The sequence below is a fragment of the Paraprevotella sp. genome (assembly GCF_986071375.1).
On sequence record NZ_CFQRNQ010000003.1, the window covers coordinates 69,076 to 89,132 of the forward strand.

General features: G+C 50.3%; 12 protein-coding genes. 8 read left to right on the plus strand and 4 right to left on the minus strand.

Annotated elements, in window-relative coordinates:
• Positions 1-193 precede the first annotated feature (193 nt).
• The 8 genes from AC5RDV_RS02625 to AC5RDV_RS02660 all read left to right on the plus strand — a co-directional run bounded on the left by AC5RDV_RS02625 (position 194) and on the right by AC5RDV_RS02660 (position 10,638).
• Entirely contained in the window at positions 194-1,270 is a 1,077-nt protein-coding gene (locus AC5RDV_RS02625) for a glycosyltransferase family 4 protein (protein WP_282748192.1), read from the plus strand.
• A 78-nt stretch (positions 1,271-1,348) separates the two neighbouring features.
• Positions 1,349-2,923 (plus strand): ATP-binding protein, encoded by a 1,575-nt coding sequence (locus AC5RDV_RS02630; RefSeq protein ID WP_282748193.1) that lies wholly within the window; start codon positions 1,349-1,351, stop codon positions 2,921-2,923.
• A gap of 3 nt (positions 2,924-2,926) precedes the next feature.
• Positions 2,927-3,838, plus strand: a complete 912-nt coding sequence (locus AC5RDV_RS02635; protein WP_282748194.1) for a glycosyltransferase — start codon at positions 2,927-2,929, stop codon at positions 3,836-3,838.
• 34 nt (positions 3,839-3,872) lie between these two features.
• The gene (locus tag AC5RDV_RS02640) at positions 3,873-5,135 is read left to right on the plus strand and encodes a glycosyltransferase family 4 protein (protein ID WP_282748195.1); all 1,263 of its coding nucleotides are present in this window, start codon (positions 3,873-3,875) and stop codon (positions 5,133-5,135) included.
• A 22-nt stretch (positions 5,136-5,157) separates the two neighbouring features.
• Positions 5,158-5,949 (plus strand): glycosyltransferase family 2 protein, encoded by a 792-nt coding sequence (locus AC5RDV_RS02645; protein WP_282748196.1) that lies wholly within the window; start codon positions 5,158-5,160, stop codon positions 5,947-5,949.
• Positions 5,950-6,048: 99 nt separating this feature from the next.
• Entirely contained in the window at positions 6,049-7,812 is a 1,764-nt protein-coding gene (locus AC5RDV_RS02650) for a glycoside hydrolase family 43 protein (protein ID WP_428388665.1), read from the plus strand.
• 6 nt (positions 7,813-7,818) lie between these two features.
• Positions 7,819-9,531, plus strand: coding sequence for an FG-GAP repeat domain-containing protein (locus tag AC5RDV_RS02655; RefSeq protein ID WP_494222137.1), 1,713 nt, complete (start codon positions 7,819-7,821; stop codon positions 9,529-9,531).
• A gap of 12 nt (positions 9,532-9,543) precedes the next feature.
• The gene (locus AC5RDV_RS02660) at positions 9,544-10,638 is read left to right on the plus strand and encodes an acyltransferase (RefSeq protein ID WP_282748198.1); all 1,095 of its coding nucleotides are present in this window, start codon (positions 9,544-9,546) and stop codon (positions 10,636-10,638) included.
• A 331-nt stretch (positions 10,639-10,969) separates the two neighbouring features.
• Here AC5RDV_RS02660 and AC5RDV_RS02665 read toward each other — a convergent pair whose 3' ends face one another.
• From AC5RDV_RS02665 to AC5RDV_RS02680, 4 genes are all read right to left on the minus strand, one after another.
• Entirely contained in the window at positions 10,970-13,387 is a 2,418-nt protein-coding gene (locus tag AC5RDV_RS02665; protein WP_282748199.1) for an alpha-galactosidase, read from the minus strand.
• Positions 13,388-13,530: 143 nt separating this feature from the next.
• Positions 13,531-15,888, minus strand: a complete 2,358-nt coding sequence (locus tag AC5RDV_RS02670; protein ID WP_282748200.1) for an FG-GAP repeat domain-containing protein — start codon at positions 15,886-15,888, stop codon at positions 13,531-13,533.
• Positions 15,889-15,918: 30 nt separating this feature from the next.
• The gene (locus AC5RDV_RS02675; RefSeq protein WP_282748201.1) at positions 15,919-18,276 is read right to left on the minus strand and encodes an FG-GAP repeat domain-containing protein; all 2,358 of its coding nucleotides are present in this window, start codon (positions 18,274-18,276) and stop codon (positions 15,919-15,921) included.
• Between the two features lie 41 nt (positions 18,277-18,317).
• Entirely contained in the window at positions 18,318-20,051 is a 1,734-nt protein-coding gene (locus AC5RDV_RS02680) for a RagB/SusD family nutrient uptake outer membrane protein (protein WP_415957530.1), read from the minus strand.
• Positions 20,052-20,057: the final 6 nt, after the last annotated feature.

Consider the following 20,057-nt stretch of genomic DNA (forward strand, 5'->3'; position numbering starts at 1 on the left):
ATTCGCAAACAACCGCAAGAGGCAGGCAGATTCTCTTCCTAATCCGTCAAGACTGTTGTTCGCCACACGCAAAGCACAAAGAATGTTAATGCCGACAAGCCGAAACTTGCCGTAACAAATGATTTTTATATTACCGTTTATGGCAAAAGCCATACGTAGAATCAAACGCACATAAAAAAGGGAATTTCGGAACATGAAAATCTATTATTACCACACACGTCCCATAGAGGAAGCATTGGGGGAATGGGAAAAGCATCTGCACCCCGGACATATCCTGTACGGACTAACCCATTTTAACAAATATGGCATCACGCCGATACTCCACCCTTTCCGCCGTTTTTCATCCCGCCTCAAATTATCATTCTACAATTTCTTCGAGATTATACGATGCAAGGAAACGTATGATTTGTTATATGGAACTTCTTTTTATGGTTTAGAGCTTATCATATTTTGCCGCGCCTTGGGATTGTTCCGCAAGCCCATCGCCATTTGGCATCACCAAGCCGTAGTCCGCAACCCCAACCCAATAAAGGACATGATTTCGCGCTTCTATTACAAAGGCATCGACCAAATGTTCTTTTTCAGCCAAACCTTGATAAACGATTCACTGCAATCGGGCAAGGTCACCGCCGACCGCCTGCACCTGATACATTGGGGAGCCGACATTGATTTCTATGACTACCTGCGCCAACATCTTCCTGCCACAGGCAACGGGAAGCAGGAAAGGGCATTCATCACCACTGGCAAAGAGCATCGTGACTTCGCCACATTACTCAAGGCATTTGCCGGGACAGGACTTCCCGTCGAAATCTTCACCACTCCGGATCCGGAATACCAAGCCCTGCTGAAAGCATACGAAGCATATTCCAATATACGGGTACATTTCACGGTAGGCATCCTCCCCCACATGCTGGCCACGGAAGTTTGCCGTTCAAGATTCGTTGTAATTTGTTGCCAGGACTTTCCTTACACCGTCGGGCTGACCACTCTGGTCGAGGCTTTCGCGTTAGGGCTCCCCGTAATCTGCACCCGTAATCCCAAATTTGAAATGGACATAGAGAAAGAAAGGGCGGGAATCTACGTGGACTACAATGATGTGGAAGGATGGAAACAAGCCATTGCATACCTATATACCCACCCGGAAGAAGCCCGACAGATGGGACGTAACGGCCGTAATTTGGCTGAACGGGAATTTAATTTAGAACACTATACTTATGAATTATCCGTAATATTAAAAGATATGGCAAGAACGAAGGCGCACGACCGGTAAAAATCCGGCCTCCGCACGGCATGAAATCGAAAATAAAGCCTTATCTTTGCTTTCAGACTAACAGAAGGAGGAAAAGTCATGGAACAACAACGCAGGTTTTACCCCATCGGGATACAAACGTTTTCCGAACTAAGGAACAAACCATACTTATACATCGACAAGACGGAACACGTGTACCGCATCACGCATTCCGACTCCAAATACGTATTCCTCAGCCGCCCGCGCCGTTTCGGCAAGTCATTGCTCACCAGTACCCTGCAGGCCTATTTCGAAGGCAGGAAAGAACTGTTCAAAGGACTGGCCATCGAAAAGCGGGAAACGGAGTGGACGGAATATCCCGTGCTGCACTTCGACATGAGCATGGGCAAGCATTTGGACAAGGAAGGACTGGAACGCTACCTGTTGTGGCAACTGAAGACATTGGAAAGGAATTTCGGCATCGAATCTGACATCCCCGATACGAACACACGTCTTACAGACCTTATCCGCCGGACCTGCGAACAGACGGGCCGCCAAGTGGTGGTGCTCATCGACGAATACGACGCTCCCCTGCTCGACGTGGTGCATGAGGAAGAAGACCTGCCCATACTGCGCAACGTCATGCGGAACTTCTACAGTCCGCTAAAGGCCTGCGACCCCTACCTGCGGTTCGTCTTCCTCACCGGCATCACCAAATTCTCCCAACTGAGCATCTTTAGCGAGCTTAACAATATTGAGAATATCAGCATGCTGCCGGAATACGCCACCGTATGCGGCATCAGCGAGGAAGAAATACGGACGCAGATGGCAGCCGACCTTGAAATACTGGCCGGAAAGCTCGGCACTACCCCCGAAGAGGCCATGCGGCAACTCAAAGAGAATTACGACGGATACCATTTCACATGGCCCTCGCCCGACATTTATAATCCTTTCAGTCTGCTCATGGCTTTCTCCCAAGGCAAGTTAGGTTCTTACTGGTTCGGGAGCGGCACGCCCACCTACCTCATCGAAATGCTCAACAAGTTCAACGTGCCCCCTTCCAAAATCGGGGGCACCGAAGCCATGGCATCCGATTTCGACGCGCCCACCGAAAGGATGACAAGTATCGTCCCGCTCCTTTACCAAAGCGGATACATCACCATCAAAGACTATGACACAAACTTCGACGCTTACACCCTCGACATTCCCAATAAGGAAGTCCGGATCGGACTGATGAGAAGCCTCATCCCTTATTACATCACCCCCGACAGCCTGTCCACCAATTCCATGGTGATTCACATGGCCAGGGCAATGGCGCGCGACGACATGGACGGCATGCTGCAACTCCTCCAAACGTTCCTCTCCACCATACCCTACTGCGAACGGACTGACACCGAGGGGCATTACCAACAAGTGCTCTACATCATCTTCAGCCTCCTCGGTTACTATGCGGATGTGGAAGTGCGCACTCCCAAAGGCAGGGTGGATGTCGTGTTGCGCACCCCAACCACGCTCTACCTCATCGAGGCCAAACTCAACCGGACGGCAAAAGCAGCCATGCAGCAAATCAACCTCAAAAACTATCCCGAACGCTTCGCCTTATGCGGGCTGCCCGTGGTCAAGGTCGGCATCAACTTCGACCTCGAACGGAAGACATTGGGCGACTGGGCTATCGAAACGCAGCAAATCCAATAAGACATGGACACAGCACCGATATTATTATTCGTCTACAACCGCCCCGCACACACCCGGCAAGCCTTAGAGGCATTGTCGCGCAACACGCTGTCTGCGGACAGCGACCTGTTCATCTACTCCGATGCCGCGCGTTCGGAGGCCGACCGCGCAGCCGTGGAAGAAGTGAGGCACATCGTAAGGGAAGCCAAAGGCTTCCGGCAAGTGCACGTCACGGAACGGGAACAGAACTGGGGGCTGGCAAGGAACATCATAGACGGTGTCACCACAATGGTCAACCGGTACGGACGGGTCATCGTATTGGAAGATGACTTGGTCGTGGCTCCGCATTTCCTCCAATTCATGAACGACGCACTGGACGTTTACGCCGATGTCCCCCAAGTAGGACACATACAAGCCTGCGACTTTACCAATGACCCGAGTTTGCCTGACACGTTCCTTATCAAATGGACCGGAAGTTGGGGGTGGGGCACTTGGAAACGCGCCTGGCAGTTCTTTAATCCCGACGGGAAAGCCTTATTGGAAGAACTCGAACGGAAGAAACTGACCTACACATTCGACTTTGACGGGAAATACGGATACACCCGCATGCTCCGCCGACAAACCGAAGGAAAGAATAACTCTTGGGCCATCAGATGGAATGCCTCTTTATTCCTCAATGGCATCCTGTCGCTCAATGTGGGAAAATCACTTGTACAAAACACCGGGTTCGACGGTAGCGGGACGAATTGCGGTGGCGGAAACCTATACCAGTCCGGACTTTACATGGAGCCATTGCCGGTGGTAAAGATAGAACCGATAGAGGAATGCGCCGAGGCAAGGAAAGCCTACTCGCGTTATTATGCCAAGACCAATTCATTTACGGCCAAAGCCATAAGACGGCTCAAACGGACATTAAAGGGGGATTTCGGCGCATAAGGCCATGCCTCCAGAAGAAACGAATGAAAAGCGTATGAGAGTACTCATTATCAACACATCCGAAAACATAGGAGGGGCAGCCATCGCAGCCAACCGCCTCATGGAAGCCCTGAAAAACAACGGGGTAAAAGCCAAAATGCTGGTGCGCGACAAACGGACGGACCAGATTACGGTGGCCAGCCTGCCCCAGTCCCCCCTGCTGAAAGCCAAATTCGTATGGGAACGCGTCTGCATCTGGAAAGCCAACCGGTTCAAGAAGCACAACCTGTTCCAAGTGGACTTGGCCAACACCGGTACGGACATCACCGCATTGCCGGAATTCAAGGAAGCCGATGTCATCCACCTGCATTGGATCAACCAAGGCTTCCTTTCCCTGAAAGACATACGCCGCATCATAGACAGCGGCAAACCCATCGTGTGGACGATGCACGACCAATGGCCGTTTACCGGCATCTGCCATTACAGCGGGGAGTGCACGAAATACCAGACCGAATGCCACCACTGTCCCCTGCTCCTGCACGGGGGCGGCACGCACGACCTCTCGGCCAAGGTGTTCCGGCGGAAGCGACAGATGCTGCGCGGGGCACATATCATTTTCGTGGCTTGCAGCCGGTGGTTGGAAGGACTGGCACGCCAAAGCGCACTCCTGGTCGGGCAAGAGGTCGCCTCCATCCCCAATACCATCAATGCCAACATCTTCCATCCGATGGAACAGGTCAAGGTGCGCCTGCAATGCAACCTGCCCATCGACAAGAAGCTGCTGCTTTTCGGTTCGCTCAAGGCCACCGACCCGCGCAAGGGCATAGATTACCTGATGGAAGCTTGCCGCATATTGAAAGAAAAGCATCCCGAATTGGCCGCACGAGTCGGCATCGTGGTGGTCGGCAACCGTGCCGACCAAATCCGTGCGCTCTTCCCGTTCCCGGTCTATGCCATCGACTACGTAAGCGACGAAAAACAAATGGCACGCCTGTATAATGCAGTGGACGCATACGTCACGCCTTCGTTGGAAGACAACCTGCCCAATACCATCGTGGAGGCCCTGTCCTGCGGGATACCTTGCGTAGGATTCAACGTCGGAGGCATACCGGAAATGATAGACCACCGTAGAAACGGTTACCTGGCCGAAGCACGGAACGCCGAAGACCTGGCCGAAGGCATACATTTCACACTGGAAACCGCCCCGTGGGAGGAACTGTCCGCCCACGCCGTACACTCGGCCTTGACCCACTACGGCGAAACCAACGTGGCTTCCAAATATATAGCCGTTTACAAACGCGCATCCGAGAAAAGATAAAACCCACCCCACACAAAAAAACATGAACAAAACCCCTTTCCCCACCGTAACCATTGCCACTGTCACCTATAATGCGGAAAAGACGCTGCCATGCACCTTGGAAAGCGTGGCCGCCCAGACTTACCCCCACATCGAGCATCTGATTATCGACGGATGTTCCAAAGACCAGACCATGGCACTGATCCACCGATACGTGGATGCCAATACGGGTAAGACGTGCCCGCATGACATCCGGGTGATCCGCGAACCGGACAAGGGACTTTACGACGCGATGAACAAGGCCCTGGAACATGCCACCGGCGACTATATCGTCTTCCTGAACGCCGGTGACCGGCTGCACGCCCCCGACACCTTACAACAGGTTTTCGGCCATATAGACATGAACGCTTCCCGCCCCGCCATCCTCTACGGCGAAACGGATTGGGTAGACGGGCAAGGACGCTTCATCCGCCACCGCCGCCTGCAAGCACCGAAACAACTGACCTGGAAAAAGTTCCGACACGGCATGTTGGTTTGCCACCAATCGTTTTATGCACGGACGGACCTGGCCCGGCAAGAGCCTTACAACCTGGGCTATCGCTTTTCTGCCGACTACGACTGGTGCATACGTTTGTTGAAACGGGCGGAACGTCTCAAACAACCGATATATAACACAAGGCTTATCCTTACCGATTACCTGAGTGAAGGACTGACCACACAGCACCATCAGGAATCACTGCGGGAACGTTTCCGCATCATGGCCTCACACTTCGGTTGGACGACTACCCTCATCCAACACGGTTGGTTCGTTATCCGGGCCGCCCTGAAAAGATAAGGATAGATGCCAACCTTACATTTTATGGCGTATTTGTAATAGTACGCCCCGGCTCTTGATTGTATTTTTGTGCATTCATTCATAAATTATCATCAACGCATGAAAAATACAATCGCATTTTCTTTATTGTGCTGCAACTTGGCTTTCATGCCGCTCACAGCACAGCAAATGACAGCGTTTGAGAAAGTAGGACAAGGGGAAGAATCCGTACAGGAGTTTTTCCCGGGAGAACACCGGGCTCGCCCTGTCATGGGAGCTTACACGGACAGCGAACGCATGGGACTGTTCTCGGGGGGGCAGGATTTGGGCGGCTCCTCGGGATGGTACACGGACACACGTTGGGGCGACCTGGGAGACGGGACGTTTGCCAACCCGATACTGAACGGCGACTATTCAGACCCTGATGTCATCCGCGTGGGCCGCAAATACTACATGACGTGTTCGGAGTTCCACTTCATGGGCATGAACATCCTGGAATCCGACGATATGGTGAACTGGAAAATCATAGGCCGTATCTTCGACCGGATGGATTTGGACGGCTATTCGAGCATGGACAAATACGGCAATGGAAGTTGGGCACCGGCCTTACGTTATCACGACGGCAAATTCTGGATGTACGTATGTACGCCGAACGAAGGGCTGTTCATGAGCACGGCCACCAATCCGGCAGGGCCATGGACTCCGCTCTACCAAGTGAAGAAAGTGTCAGGATGGGAAGACCCGTGCCCGTTGTGGGACGAGAACGGGCAAGCCTACATCGGACGGAGCCAGTTGGGCGGAGGCCCCATCATCATCCATAAGATGAGCGCGGACGGCAAGACATTGCTCGATGAGGGACGGAAAGTGTACGAGGGTCCTGTGGCAGAAGGCACGAAACTGTTCAAAAAAGACGGATATTACTATATCAGCATCCCGGAAGGCGGTGTCAGCACAGGATGGCAGACCGTGATGCGCTCCAAAAACATCTATGGCCCTTACGAACAGAAGCGCGTACTGGAAATGGGTTCGACCAAAGTGAACGGCCCGCATCAGGGTGCCTTGGTCGACACGCCCGAGGGAGAATGGTGGTTCTACCACTTCCAGTCCACCGAGCCGCAGGGACGCGTGGTACACCTCCAACCCGTCGTCTGGAAGGACGGATTCCCTGAAATGGGTACGGACTACGACAAGAACGGCATCGGCGAACCCATGAAAATCTGCCGCAAGCCCTCCACCGGCGTGGAAACAAAAGCCTATGCCCCACAATCCAGCGACGACTTCGAAGCTACGGAGTTGGGGTTGCAATGGCAGTTCAACCATAACCCGCACGACGGATACTGGTCGCTGACGGAAAAACCGGGCTGGCTGGCCATCAAATCGCAAAAGGCGGAGAAGCTGCGCACGGCCTTCAACCAGTTTACGCAAAAGACCATGGGATACAAAGGCGTGGTCACCGTAAAAATAGACTTCGCGCAACTGACACCCGGCGGACGGGCCGGTATAGAATGTATCGGCAACAAATTCGTGGGCGGCGGTGTCATCATGGAAGACAAGGACGGAACAGCCACTCCCCGGCTTTACATGGAAAAGGACGGGACGGCCCAAACGACCTCCTTCAACATATCTTCGGTCATGGACAAAGGCATCTATATCCGGTTGGAAATCGACGCAGTGAACAACAAGCATAAATTCTATTACAGCGTGGACAACGAAACCTTCATTGAATTCGGCGACACGTTCGAATCCGGTTCCGGAGACTGGAAAGGCAGCCGCATCGGCCTGTACAGCTACAACACGCAGGAGACCTCCGGCACAGCTTATTTCGACGAATTCACCTATTTGTTCGACGGTCCCGGCGGGCTTGCGTCCCACACTTCAAAATAAAAAGACATGCAAAAGAAACTATTTACCGGCATCCTGGCCTTATTGGCTTTGATGCCCGCCACAGCGCACGTATGGGATGAACTGGCCATCCTGGCACGGCCTAACGACAAAGGCACATTCACGTTGGAAAAATACAGCTTCCTGCAACCCACCACTTACACGAATGCCGTGTTTCTCGATTTCGACAATGACGAGAACCTCGACTTGCTCATCATGGGACAGGGAGGAGACTGGAACATCAGCGGAGACACCAAGTTCGTCACGCTCTACCGTAACTTGGGAGCCGGTGAAGACTTCCGTTTTGAACGCGTACCGGATGCCGGTTTCCTGCAACGCCGCGACGAAGGTTTCTACAATCCGGTTTCCACGGGGGATTTCAACCATGACGGCTACACAGATGTCGTCATCATGAGCTACCAAAACGGACGGCACATCGATTTGTACCTCAACGACAAGGGCACGGGACGCTTCATCCGTCAGGAAATCGACTTTGAAGCCGCCACCAACGGTTCGGTCATGTTCGGAGACTTGAACAACGACGGTTGGCTGGATATCGAGTACTCCGGCTACAGTGACAAGACTTCCACGGCCTTGAAAACCTACATCAACCAACAAAACGGAAGCTTTGCCGACCTCACGCCCGACAACCTCACCGGAGCATTCCAAGGACAATCCACCTTGGCAGACATCAACGGAGACGGGACATTGGACATCATCAGCACCGGAAACGGCGACAACTGGGTCTGTCTGGCTCCTATCTATTATAATACGACAGACGGTTCCGGACATCTGTCTTTCCGCCACGTCCCGGAAACGGAAAGCGGCATTCTCGGCGTAAGCCGTGCCAATCCTCTCGTGGCGGATTTCAATGCAGACGGACGGATGGACATGATTATCAATGGTGAACCGAGCGACGGCAGCGGATTCCGTAACCGGATTTATTACCAGAACGAGGAAGGAAAGTTCACCATGGACACCTCCTACCCCATCGTTCCCGTGAACCAGGATGGAGGCATCAACATGGGGGACTGGAACGGGGACGGCAACATGGACATCATCGTGGGCGGCTACATCGGGACACGCGACGCCGACGCACCGACCTGCTACTCCTCTCCGTTGCGCGTCTACGAGAACAAACCGGAAAAGAACGGGTTGAAAGGCAACACTTTCCCGGATGCCCCGGGCGACGTATCGGCAGAAATGCAAGGTGTCGAACTGGTCATCCGTTGGGAAGACGGTTCGGACAACGAATCGCCTGCCTCGGCCTTGCGTTATAACTTGTTCGTCCGGAACGAAACGACCGGAGAAACGTACTGCCTCATCCCCGCAAACCGGAAAACCGGAAAGCTCAAAACAGGCACGGACTTGCAAACCTCACTGTCCTCCCGGGTCAAAACCTACCGCATCAAACCGTTCGGAGACGGGAAATATACCGTAGGCGTACAGACCCTGGACCAGTCGTATGCCGGAAGCACTTTCCGGACATGCACCTTGGAAGTCAGCACCGGGATAGCGTCCGCATCCCTTTCCGGGCAGTTCAAAATTATCAAGAACGGACACAACATAGAAGTGAAAAGCCCGTTACACGAACAAGTGAAAATCTACGGCACGGACGGATGCCTCGTCGCGCACGGAACCACAAACGAGACAATAGTTCTTCCGGCACACGGCACTTTTCTGGTTTCGGCAGGGACGTACAAAGAAAAAGTCTTATTCTAAGAAACAAACATTATGGACCACAATGCTACAAGAGCGGGAACCACCCGCATCGTATTCCTCGATTACCTGCGTGTCCTGGCCTGCCTGATGGTCATCGCCACGCACAGTTGCGAACCGTTCTACATCGGAGCAGACGGCATCTGGCAATGCGCTTCGGAAAACGACCGTATATGGGTCAGCCTCATCGACAGTGCCATGAGAGGGGCCGTGCCGTTGTTCATCATGACTTCATCCTACCTGCTGCTCCCCCTGAAGGATGACAACACGACTTTCTTCAAACGGCGTTTCGTCAGGGTGTTCGTCCCCTTTGCCGTATGGTCGTGCATCTACGCCTTCTGGCCTGTCCTGATGGGACAGATGGCCGCATCGGAACTTCCCATGCGCCTGCTCCATCCCATCTGGAACTTCAACGGCGACAGCGGACACCTGTGGTACATTTACATGCTCATCGGCCTGTATCTGTTCATGCCCGTCCTCTCTCCTTGGCTCAAACAAACTAGCCAAAAAGCAGAATTGGCTTTCCTCACCGTATGGTTCGTATCGTCTCTCTTTCCTTATTTAAAAGAAATCGGGGCAGGTGACTTGTTCGGTGAATGCTATTGGAACGAGTTCCACAGTTTCTGGTATTTTTCCGGTTTCATCGGCTATCTGGTCTTGGCACATTACATCCGCCACCACCTGCACTGGAATGCCTCGCGAAGCCTCAGCGTCGGCCTGATTTGTTTCCTTGTGGGTTATGCCGTCACTGCCATTCCGTTCTACTACCGCTCGTTCACCCATGAAATGGTACGGGAAGTGGAACTGACTTGGCTGTATTGTACTCCCAACGTCATCCTGATGACTTTCGGTGTTTTTATGATGTGCAAAGCCATCCCCCAACAGAAAGCCCCGTACTACGGCTTCGTCAACCGTTTGTCGCGCCTAAGCTACGGCGTTTACCTGCTGCACATCATCGTACTCTACTCCGTCTTCTTCGACCTGCTCAAGGGATGGGAACTAAGCACCCCGGTCTTCATCCTGACGCTTACCATCTGCACCTTCACGCTGAGCAACCTCATTACATGGCTGCTGTCCAAACTTCCTTTCGGAAAATACCTTGTAGGATAAAGCATCCTGTCCATAAGAAAATCAAAGGAGATGTAACATCGCGCTACATCTCCTTTTTTTAATCCTTTCAATGTTGTCCAATAGAGTTTTTACGAAAACATTGTTTATAAAATCCTGAAAACAATCTTCTCCTTAAACCAAATACCTATTAAACCAATCATTAACCTAATCTCAATATTAACTAACTGCACTGCAAAGAAAGGAAAGATTTAGGAGATTACATAGAAAAAATGATGCAAAAAATAGAAAAAATACGCATTTTAGCATAAGATGATGTAAATTAAACATTTAGCTGATGTATTTAAAACCTAAATCAATCCCCTCTCATCCCTCAATGAACCATAGCTTTTGCTAACAACACCTGCCCTTCTTGAAGGCAGGCACGCAACAGCAGCAGGCCTTTCACCGGAGATAATGCCACGCAAGCATTATACACCCCCCGTACATTCTGGGATTTCAGCAACCGCCCCTGAAGGTCGAAAACATCTATTTTCCTCAACGGAGCCGAAGCATCTATATTCACTTCCAGTCCACCGTTGCTCCCGGAAAGGACGTGCACGTCCAAGCGGGCATCTTTACCTTCCTCCGACGTGGCATCCGCAATCCCTGAACCGGGCTTCTTATGGAAACGAAACACTTTCACATCTTTTGCCGGCACCTTGTAAGAAAGTTCCTCACCATCTACAACCACCGCTTCACCGCTCCACAGTTCCTTCACCGCATCAAAATCGCCCCCGGCGATTTCGAGGTCGGACAACGGGATGCTACCGGCAGACTCCTTGTCGGTGTAATTAAAGACCGCCACATACAGGTATTCCTCCGTATGATGCATAAAGCAGGTTTCTGCCGCATCAGTATTCCCGTTATGCTCTTTATGGCCATACACAGGCATGAACGAGCGTCCTAAATCGGCCATCTCATTAACGTCCTTGTTCATCATGATTTCTTGCGCACGGGCACGCGACAAAGGCGCATCCCCATTTCCCGAATCATCGTTCAAGGCGAAATTGTCGGCCACCATCATCATTCCGGTTACCGCCCCGCTCGTGAAACGGGCGCGGTTCTCTCCCAACGTGCAGTTTTTAGGACTTCCCCAGCCCCCGCTGCCGACCATGACCAAGTGATCCGGGTCATTATACTGATAAAGCAAGTCGGTCCACCAACCGCCGGAAATGGCATTCATGCAATATTCCGTTTGGCCGATATCAGCCCATGTGTCACACCCCACGCGACGGGAATTTCCATAATGATAAGGGAAAAGGGGAGAAATGGAGAAAGAAAGGAACATCGGCTCGTCTCCCTCATCGACTACTTTCGTCAGGTAGCTCAACCCGTTATTATAGGCTTCCATAGCCGTCGTCACGCCTTTGGCATAATAAGAATCGGCCTGCACCATGCCATGACTGGTGAAATCCAGTTTCAGGAACCGGAATCCTTGTTTCTTCATTTCCTGAAGACGGGTAGAAATCCATGCTTTCGTACCTGGATGGGTCGGATCCAGGCACATGGCTCCTCCCAGACTGTAAGGCTCACCGTTCACTTTCAGGAAACAGTCCTCTGCCGTGTACTGGGTGCTTCCCATCTTGTCGCCCCATCCCCACCACCAGGAGAACGGGGTGAAATACAACCCTACCGTCTGGCCGTTTTCTCCGCCTTCCTTGCACAACTTTATCCTCTCATCGGTCGACAAATTGTCCCAAGAGTCTATACCGATTATCTGCATGCCTTGGCTGTTCACAAAACCATTAGGCTTCAAGACCTCATGATAATAATCCGCAATCTCCACATCCGCATCGAAAGAATTCTTTTTTTCCAACACGCCCCAACTTTGCCAACCAAAAGGCGTGCCCTTGTCCCACGTATCACGCATCGGCCGGACCATCGTATTGGCACGGGCAAAAGTCTCCATGCCCGCCCGCCAATCGTCTGCAAAACCGACAAACATACGGGCTGATGATATTTTAGGCCCTTTCAGCTTACCGTGAGGCAAGACGTCCCGCGTCTCCGACGTAGAAGCACCGGAATAGACTTTCAGGACATTGACCCGGCCATTGTCCGAAGCTTCCACCGATATGGCATTCTTCCAATGGTCATGGTCTACCGCACCGATTACCATCCCCTCCTTGGTTTCTCCATTGAACCAAGCCGCCACTTCGTAGGAAGTCATCGAAGTGTCCATCTTATACTTATTGTAACGTGTCCACCCGTCATTGTCGAAGGGCACTTTAAGCATACGGTTGTCTTCACTTTCGGAGAAGAGGACATACATCTGGTTGACCGACACCGGAGCCAGATAATTGGAACGTATAGCCTCGTCCCCCTCTATGGACAAGTCTGTAATTAAAAAGTCGTTTTCTTCATATACACAAAACCGCTGCACCATCTGCACGTCGTCCCCGTTCTCCGGACGGGTAAAAGTAAAGGTGTAGCAAGTCCCTGCCCCGAACTCGTCATTCACTTGCTCCTCGGTCTGTCTTATATCGGCAAAAGATGCAGGCGTCACGGTGCGCGACTCTCCTGACACGTTGTCGTAGACCGCCTCTGAAGCGGAACGTGTGAAAAGACATTTCCGGGCCGAACCGTCCTCGTTTAAAACATTCACCCGGAAAGCGTGGTCGTTTTCGATATAGGATATTTTCCACAAACCGTCCACAATCACAATATCCTCCGCATGCCCTTGCGTGAAACATCCACCTGCACCCATCAGTACAGACAAGCTAAGAATAGGCTTTAATAAAGTATTTCTCATATCTATAAAGTTTATTAATTACGTTCAACCGGTCTCTTCGATTTTAATCGGAATAGAGAGAAAAAACGTCCCGGCTATTTTCACAAACGACCGGAACGCACAATCTAAACTAATCTAATGTTAATCAAAAGAAACTATTTTTATTACTTCACGATCTTCACCGCTTTATGGTTTACCTTAACGACGAACACGCCTCTGCCATTTACCGTAATAGGAGCATTGGTCATGCCCGTAGCCACCTCGGCGCCTTGCATGTTGTAGATGGCTACCGCAGCCGACTCAGAGCTGTTCACCGTGACGGCATTGCCTTCGACGGCAACCTTCACGCCGGCCTGCTTCTCCGGAGCTTGGATACTGGCCTCATACCCATCTGTCACGGTCACTTCCGTCGTCGTGAAACCACTGGCCAAATAAGCATAGTTCACAGCCTGTACACCCACGGTATAGCGGCCGGCCGGCAATTTCTCGAACATATAGAAGCACGAACCCTCATCCATGGAATAGTTTACGGCATACGCACCGAACATGCTATAAGCCAACTGCTTGCCGGTTTCCGTATTGGCCGGGACCAACATACGGACGGCACCGGTCTCATTGTTGCGGATATACACATTGTGGACTGCCACATTGCCATTGCTCAAGTAAGCAGCAGGCCATTTCACCATTACCTGACCTTTTTCGGCAGCCTCGGCCGTCACTTCAGCAGGCGCATCAGGATAAACCGGCTCATAATCGGTTTCATTGTAACTGATGATAAAGTTATCCGTACCGCCCTCATAACCTCCGGCCATGATGTCCAACTTGCCATCGTTGTCCACATCGCCGAAATTGCCTGGAACAGGATCTGAATCATCCCATATCCACGTGAAGCCTCCGAAAATGTCGTTACTCCAATAACCCAAGTCGTAAGAAGTATAAAGGCCTACGCTTCCACCTTCACTCACTTCAAAGACTCGACACCAATCCCATTTGTTGCCATCGGGTTTCAACGCATCCGAATATCCACGATGATATAAATCAGGAACATCGTCACCATTGAAATCGGCATAGAAGAATCCACGGTTCCCGGCATCCGTCATGCCCACCATAGGCACTGTCTCTTCAACGAAACTGAACACGCTGCCCTCAGTCGGAGTGTTGATAAGGCAGAAAGTCTCATGAATGTCGCCTCTCTTCTTTCCGCTAATCCAAAGATCCATCAAACCGTCCTGATTGTAGTCCGTGGCCATCATCACCGTATTAACCGACCCCCAAACCTTAAATACATCTACTAATGTCCCGGTAGCCTCGAATCCCAAATTAGCCAAAACGTCTTGGGCAACCGGAATCAACTGATCTGTCACATCCTTGAACGTACCATCTTTTTGGTTATGGTAGAAACGAATTTCATCTTCCCCGGGTTCTGTTCCGACATCTCCCATGTCTGTACCATCCGCATATCCGGAAACCACGATGTCCAACCACCCGTCATTGTCCATATCGAAAAAGACCACGGAACCATGGCTCAAAGGCTTGGCTTTCATGGTGGGCTGATCCTTGAAATACACGCTCTTAACAGGGTCACCCGTCTCCGGATCTTCGCCGGCACCGCTTTCTTCCCACAGCCCGTGACGGTTTACTTCCACATCGAAAGGCAATGCTTCGAACACGTTCATTTCTTCAAAACGTTCGCCGTTTACGTTACGGAGCAACTTCACAAAACGTCCGTCGTATGCATTGCCGGTTATCAAAAGGTCCACATAGCCGTCTTTGTCATAATCGCCCGTTACGACCGAAGTATAAGCGTTGTCTTCATTAAAGCGGTTGTAATCGCCTTTCTTCGGATTCTCAGAGAATTTAATGGAGCTAAGCGCTTCGTCTTCCACCACTTCAAATTTACCGTTCCCTAAATTCTTTACCAATATATACCCCTGAAGGTCACCTACTTTTCCGGGATGGAGAATCAGATAGTCCACCAAACCGTCGGCATTGAAATCAATGGGTTGCGACCCGACACTCCAAGCCGTCTGGGGCAAACCGTTCTGTGTGCCGACATAAATCTCATTTTTCGTCACAATCGTATCATTCACCGGCTTCCCTTCCTCATCTACCACCGGTATGATTTCATCTATAATCTTATTGCCTTCACCGTCCAATACGAAATCACCGTTTTCATCCGTCTTCCATATCGTATCAGTCTTCTGTACGATGGTCGAATCCAACTGGATTTCCATTATGGGTTCAAAATCGGCCTGAAACGTCCGTTCCCCCAATCCCTTGGCAAACACGGTACGGGTTTGCCAACTGTACGATTGGCGTTGGCCGTCCAACCATAAATCATTGATTCCGTCATTGTCGAAATCACCTATTTTGGGAGTACACATACTGTTTGCCCAACCATAGGTTTCCCTAAACGTCATGTCACGTGTGAACGTAATCGGATTATTCTGGGCCTGCACTTCTAAAACAGAAGCCAACAAAGCCGCACTGAACAACGTTGTTTTCAAAGTCATTTTTCTCATAATTATTATTTTTAGAAATTAAACATCATATTACTTCACTATCTTGACAACTTTTTGGTTTGCCTTTACGATAAACACGCCTCTGCCATTTACCGTAATAGGAGTATTGGTCATGCCCGTAGCCACCTCGGCGCCTTGCATGTTGTAGATGGCTACCGCAGCAGACTCAGAGCTGTTCACCGTGACGGCATTGCCTTCGATGGCAACCTTCACGCCTGTCTGCTTCTCCGGAACTTGGATGCCGGCCTCATACCCGTCTGTCACGGTGACTTCCGCCGTCGTGAAACCACTGGCCAAATAAGCATAGTTCACCGCCTGCACACCCACGGTATAGCTGCCGGCCGGCAATTTCTCGAACACATAGAAGCATAAACCCTCATCCATGGAATAGTTTACGGCATACGCGCCGAACATGCTATAAGCCAACTGCTTGCCGGTTTCCGTATTGGCCGGGACCAACATACGGACGGCACCGGTCTCATTGTTGCGGATATACACATTGTGGACTGCCACATTGCCATTGCTCAAGTAAGCAGCAGGCCATTTCACCATTACCTGACCTTTTTCGGCAGCCTCGGCCGTCACTTCAGCAGGCGCATCAGGATAAACCGGCTCATAATCGGTTTCATTGTAGCTGATGATAAAGTTGTCCGTACCGGCTTCGTAACCGCTTGAAATGAGATCCAACTTGCCATCATTGTCCACATCCCCGAAGTTACCTGCGACCGGATGGTCGTCATCCCATTGCCACATAAATCCTCCAAATATGTCGTTGCTCCAATAATCAAAACCATAAGAAGTATAAAGCCCGACACTACCTCCTTCGCTTACATCAAAAACCCTGCAATAGTCCCATCGGTTTCCATCAGGCTTCAACGCATCCGAACGTCCGCGATGGTATACATCCGGCACATCATCACCATTGAAGTCCCCATAGAAGAAACCACTGTTCCCACAACCGGTCATACCCACAATATTCACCTTCTCCTCATAAAAGCTGAACACAGAGCCTTCAACCGGCGTGTTAATCAGACAGAGGGTTTCAGGTACACCCGTCCGTGATTTACCGCAAATCATAAGATCCATCAAACCATCTTGGTTATAGTCCGTAGCCATCATTACTAAATTCTCCGTAGCCCAAGCTGTGAAAACATCTTCCAACGTACCTTTGGTTTCGAGTCCCAATCCTGCCAATATCTCCTGAGCAGCTGGAATCAACTGGTCTGTCACATCTTTGAACGTGCCGTCCTTTTGGTTATGGTAAAAGCGGATTTCGTCCCCTCCGGGTTCGGCACCGACATCTCCCATGTCTGTACCGTCAGCATATCCGGTAACTACAATATCCAACCAACCGTCATTGTCCATGTCAAGAAAAGCCACAGACCCGTGGCTTAAAGGCTTAGCCTTCATGGTAGGTTGGTCTTGCAAGTACACGCTCTTGATGGATTCACCGGTTTCCGGATTGTCACTCACACCAGTTTCTTCCCATAAGCCACGCCGGTTCACTTCTTTGTCAAAAGGCAAGGCCTCAAATACATTTTGCACTTCAAAACGTTTACCTTCCACATTCCGAAGCAATCTCATGAAACGGCCATTCACATCCATGCCCGTTATCAAAAGGTCTACAAAACCATCCTTGTCATAATCACCGGTCACCACGGAAGTAAAGGCATTCTCTTCATTAAACTTATTGAAATCTCCTCTTTTTGGATTCTCCGAGAACTTCATGGAACCGAGGGTTTCGTCCTCTACTTCTTCAAACCGTCCGTTCCCTAAGTTCTTTACCAACTTATACCCTTGGACATCCCCGACCTCTCCCGGATGAAGGACCAAATAATCCACCAAGCCGTCTGCATTGAAATCAATGGGTTGCGAACCGGCACTCCAAGCTGTCTCGGGCAATCCGTTTTTCGTCCCCATATAATTTTCATGTTCTGTCACTATGGTATCATTCACGGGATTTCCTTCATCGTCCAACACCGGTGCCAGTTCTTCTATGATTTTATTCCCTTCACCGTCCAATACAAAATCCCCCTGATTGTCTTTCATCCATATCGTATCTATTTTCTGTACGATCGTAGAGTCGTAAGTAATCTCCATTATCGGTTCATAATCAGCAAGAAATTCTCTTCCGCCCAATCCTTTCGCAAAAACGGGCCTGGTCTGCCATCCTTGCGATTGCCGACGGCCATCCAACCACAAGTCGTTGATTCCATCATTGTCGAAATCACCAACCTTGGGAGTAGCATTACTATTTGCCCACCCATATTCTTCCCTAAACGTCATATCACGCGTGAACGTGATCGGGTTGTCCTGAGCCTGCACTTCACCAACTGAAGTCAACAATGCCGCGCTAAACAACATTCCTTTAAAAGTCCTCTTTTTCATAATTATATCTTTGGGTTAAACACTGCTTGTACCTATATGCTTCATTTCAAGTACCAACGCTCCTCTTCCATCAAGGCTTGCTCCATTCTTTCCGCATTTTCTCCGAAACGTTCGGAAACCTTTTTAGCCATATAAGCCGGATATTGGTTACGATGGCGGGCCACCCTCAACAGATCAAAGAACCTATTGCCTTCAAAGCATGTCTCTGCCGCCATCTCGTCCACGATACGGTCTTCCACAAACAAGATGGAATCTTCCAACGTTCCGGCCGAAGTTTCCGTATTGAAATCCGGGATGATATAAAATTCATTATCGTACGGAATCCCGTTTCCCCTCCCACGAGTGGCCGTACCTACGTTGTCAGCAAAGATGTCTTCCGTAAAATCCGTGTATATTTCCCCTTTGCGTTCACTCTGTTTCACCCGACTGGGATTCTCAATCGTCGTGGCATTCAATCCATATTTCAAAACCGCAAAAGCCATTGTCGGTTTCCCCAAACGGTTCAAGGCTTCAGCCAAACGGAGGTAAACATGGGAAACACGGTATAAAGGCAAAGTCCGCTGCAGGTATAATCCCCCCAAAGCCTCATTTTCGGGATCGCTTCCACCTGTCACAATAGTTTTGTCCATATTGCTAAATTTGCATATATATGTAGCAGCGACATTGTTTAATGTCATTGAACCATAGGCTGAAGCAATTACCGAACCACCGGAAAGGACCGCCTGTCCACGCAGGTCTCCGTCACAGTATCCTGACACGGTAGGCTTTCCTTCCACTCCTACTACATATAAAGCTTCCGCCATGTCTTCCACAAAAGATTGCGCCGGAGCTATAAAAGCCTTGTCATTGTAAGACCAACGCAACAACAACGGATGATAGTCTTTCGGATTTGAACTGTAAACCAATGAAGATACAACTTCATTGGTTGCATAACTCAATCCAGATGTATGCATAAAATACGAAAAGCCCTTACGGGATATGTCAAGCCATGCATTACGATACATCGCCGTCACCGTCAGTTCCCGTTCCTTTATCAGCCTGTAATACGCAGTGGCCGCATCCGCATATTGGTTCAAGAACAGGTATAAATCACCTAAGAGCATATCCACCGGAATAAATACCTTGTCAAGATTCAAACCGTCCACAGAACCGTAGTTCAAATCCCTGACCCCGATATAGGGTTTCAAGTCTTCTATCAGAAGCTCTGCCAACTGCTCTTGGTTCTTCTGTGGATAATCTTTCAAACTGGCTTCCAAATCCAAAACCGGAGTTTCAATCCAACTGACCTCACCGCAAAGCAACGCCAACTGCCAATAGGTCCATGCCCGTATCACCTTGATTTGCGCGAATTCAGGTATCATGACCTTGTCCTCGTAATCGACCAAAGTCGTATCCATGTGGGCTATGGCATAATTGCAATTATTGATGACCTGATAATAATCATTCATCATCTTATATGGGTTGGAAGCAGAAACCTCAAACCGGGATATTTCCTGAAGGTCCACATCCGCATTGGCCGTGGCCTCCATCAAATCGCCACGTAATTCCCCCATCAGTACATACCTATCTCCTAACCTCTGAATTTGGGCCAATATCCCCATGATGGAATACAGCGAATCATTGGGAGAATCCAACCGGTTCCCCGACTCAAAAACGACCGAAGTCGAATCTGTCTCAAACATGTCGGAACAAGCCGTAGGTACAAATAACCCCAAGCAAATCCATGCTCCCCAAACCGTCTTCATGTTCTTTATATTCATCTTCATAACCGACATTTTTAC

Excerpts from the sequence above, each read along its gene's own strand:
- AC5RDV_RS02630 (WP_282748193.1), top strand. The coding sequence starts at position 1,349 with ATGGAACAACAACGCAGGTTTTACCCCATCGGGATACAAACGTTTTCC.
- AC5RDV_RS02645 (WP_282748196.1), top strand. The coding sequence starts at position 5,158 with ATGAACAAAACCCCTTTCCCCACCGTAACCATTGCCACTGTCACCTAT.
- AC5RDV_RS02675 (WP_282748201.1), bottom strand. The coding sequence starts at position 18,276 with ATGAAAAAGAGGACTTTTAAAGGAATGTTGTTTAGCGCGGCATTGTTG.
- AC5RDV_RS02665 (WP_282748199.1), bottom strand. The coding sequence starts at position 13,387 with ATGAGAAATACTTTATTAAAGCCTATTCTTAGCTTGTCTGTACTGATG.
- AC5RDV_RS02635 (WP_282748194.1), top strand. The coding sequence starts at position 2,927 with ATGGACACAGCACCGATATTATTATTCGTCTACAACCGCCCCGCACAC.
- AC5RDV_RS02625 (WP_282748192.1), top strand. The coding sequence starts at position 194 with ATGAAAATCTATTATTACCACACACGTCCCATAGAGGAAGCATTGGGG.
- AC5RDV_RS02670 (WP_282748200.1), bottom strand. The coding sequence starts at position 15,888 with ATGAGAAAAATGACTTTGAAAACAACGTTGTTCAGTGCGGCTTTGTTG.
- AC5RDV_RS02660 (WP_282748198.1), top strand. The coding sequence starts at position 9,544 with ATGGACCACAATGCTACAAGAGCGGGAACCACCCGCATCGTATTCCTC.
- AC5RDV_RS02680 (WP_415957530.1), bottom strand. The coding sequence starts at position 20,051 with ATGTCGGTTATGAAGATGAATATAAAGAACATGAAGACGGTTTGGGGA.
- AC5RDV_RS02655 (WP_494222137.1), top strand. The coding sequence starts at position 7,819 with ATGCAAAAGAAACTATTTACCGGCATCCTGGCCTTATTGGCTTTGATG.
- AC5RDV_RS02640 (WP_282748195.1), top strand. The coding sequence starts at position 3,873 with ATGAGAGTACTCATTATCAACACATCCGAAAACATAGGAGGGGCAGCC.
- AC5RDV_RS02650 (WP_428388665.1), top strand. The coding sequence starts at position 6,049 with ATGAAAAATACAATCGCATTTTCTTTATTGTGCTGCAACTTGGCTTTC.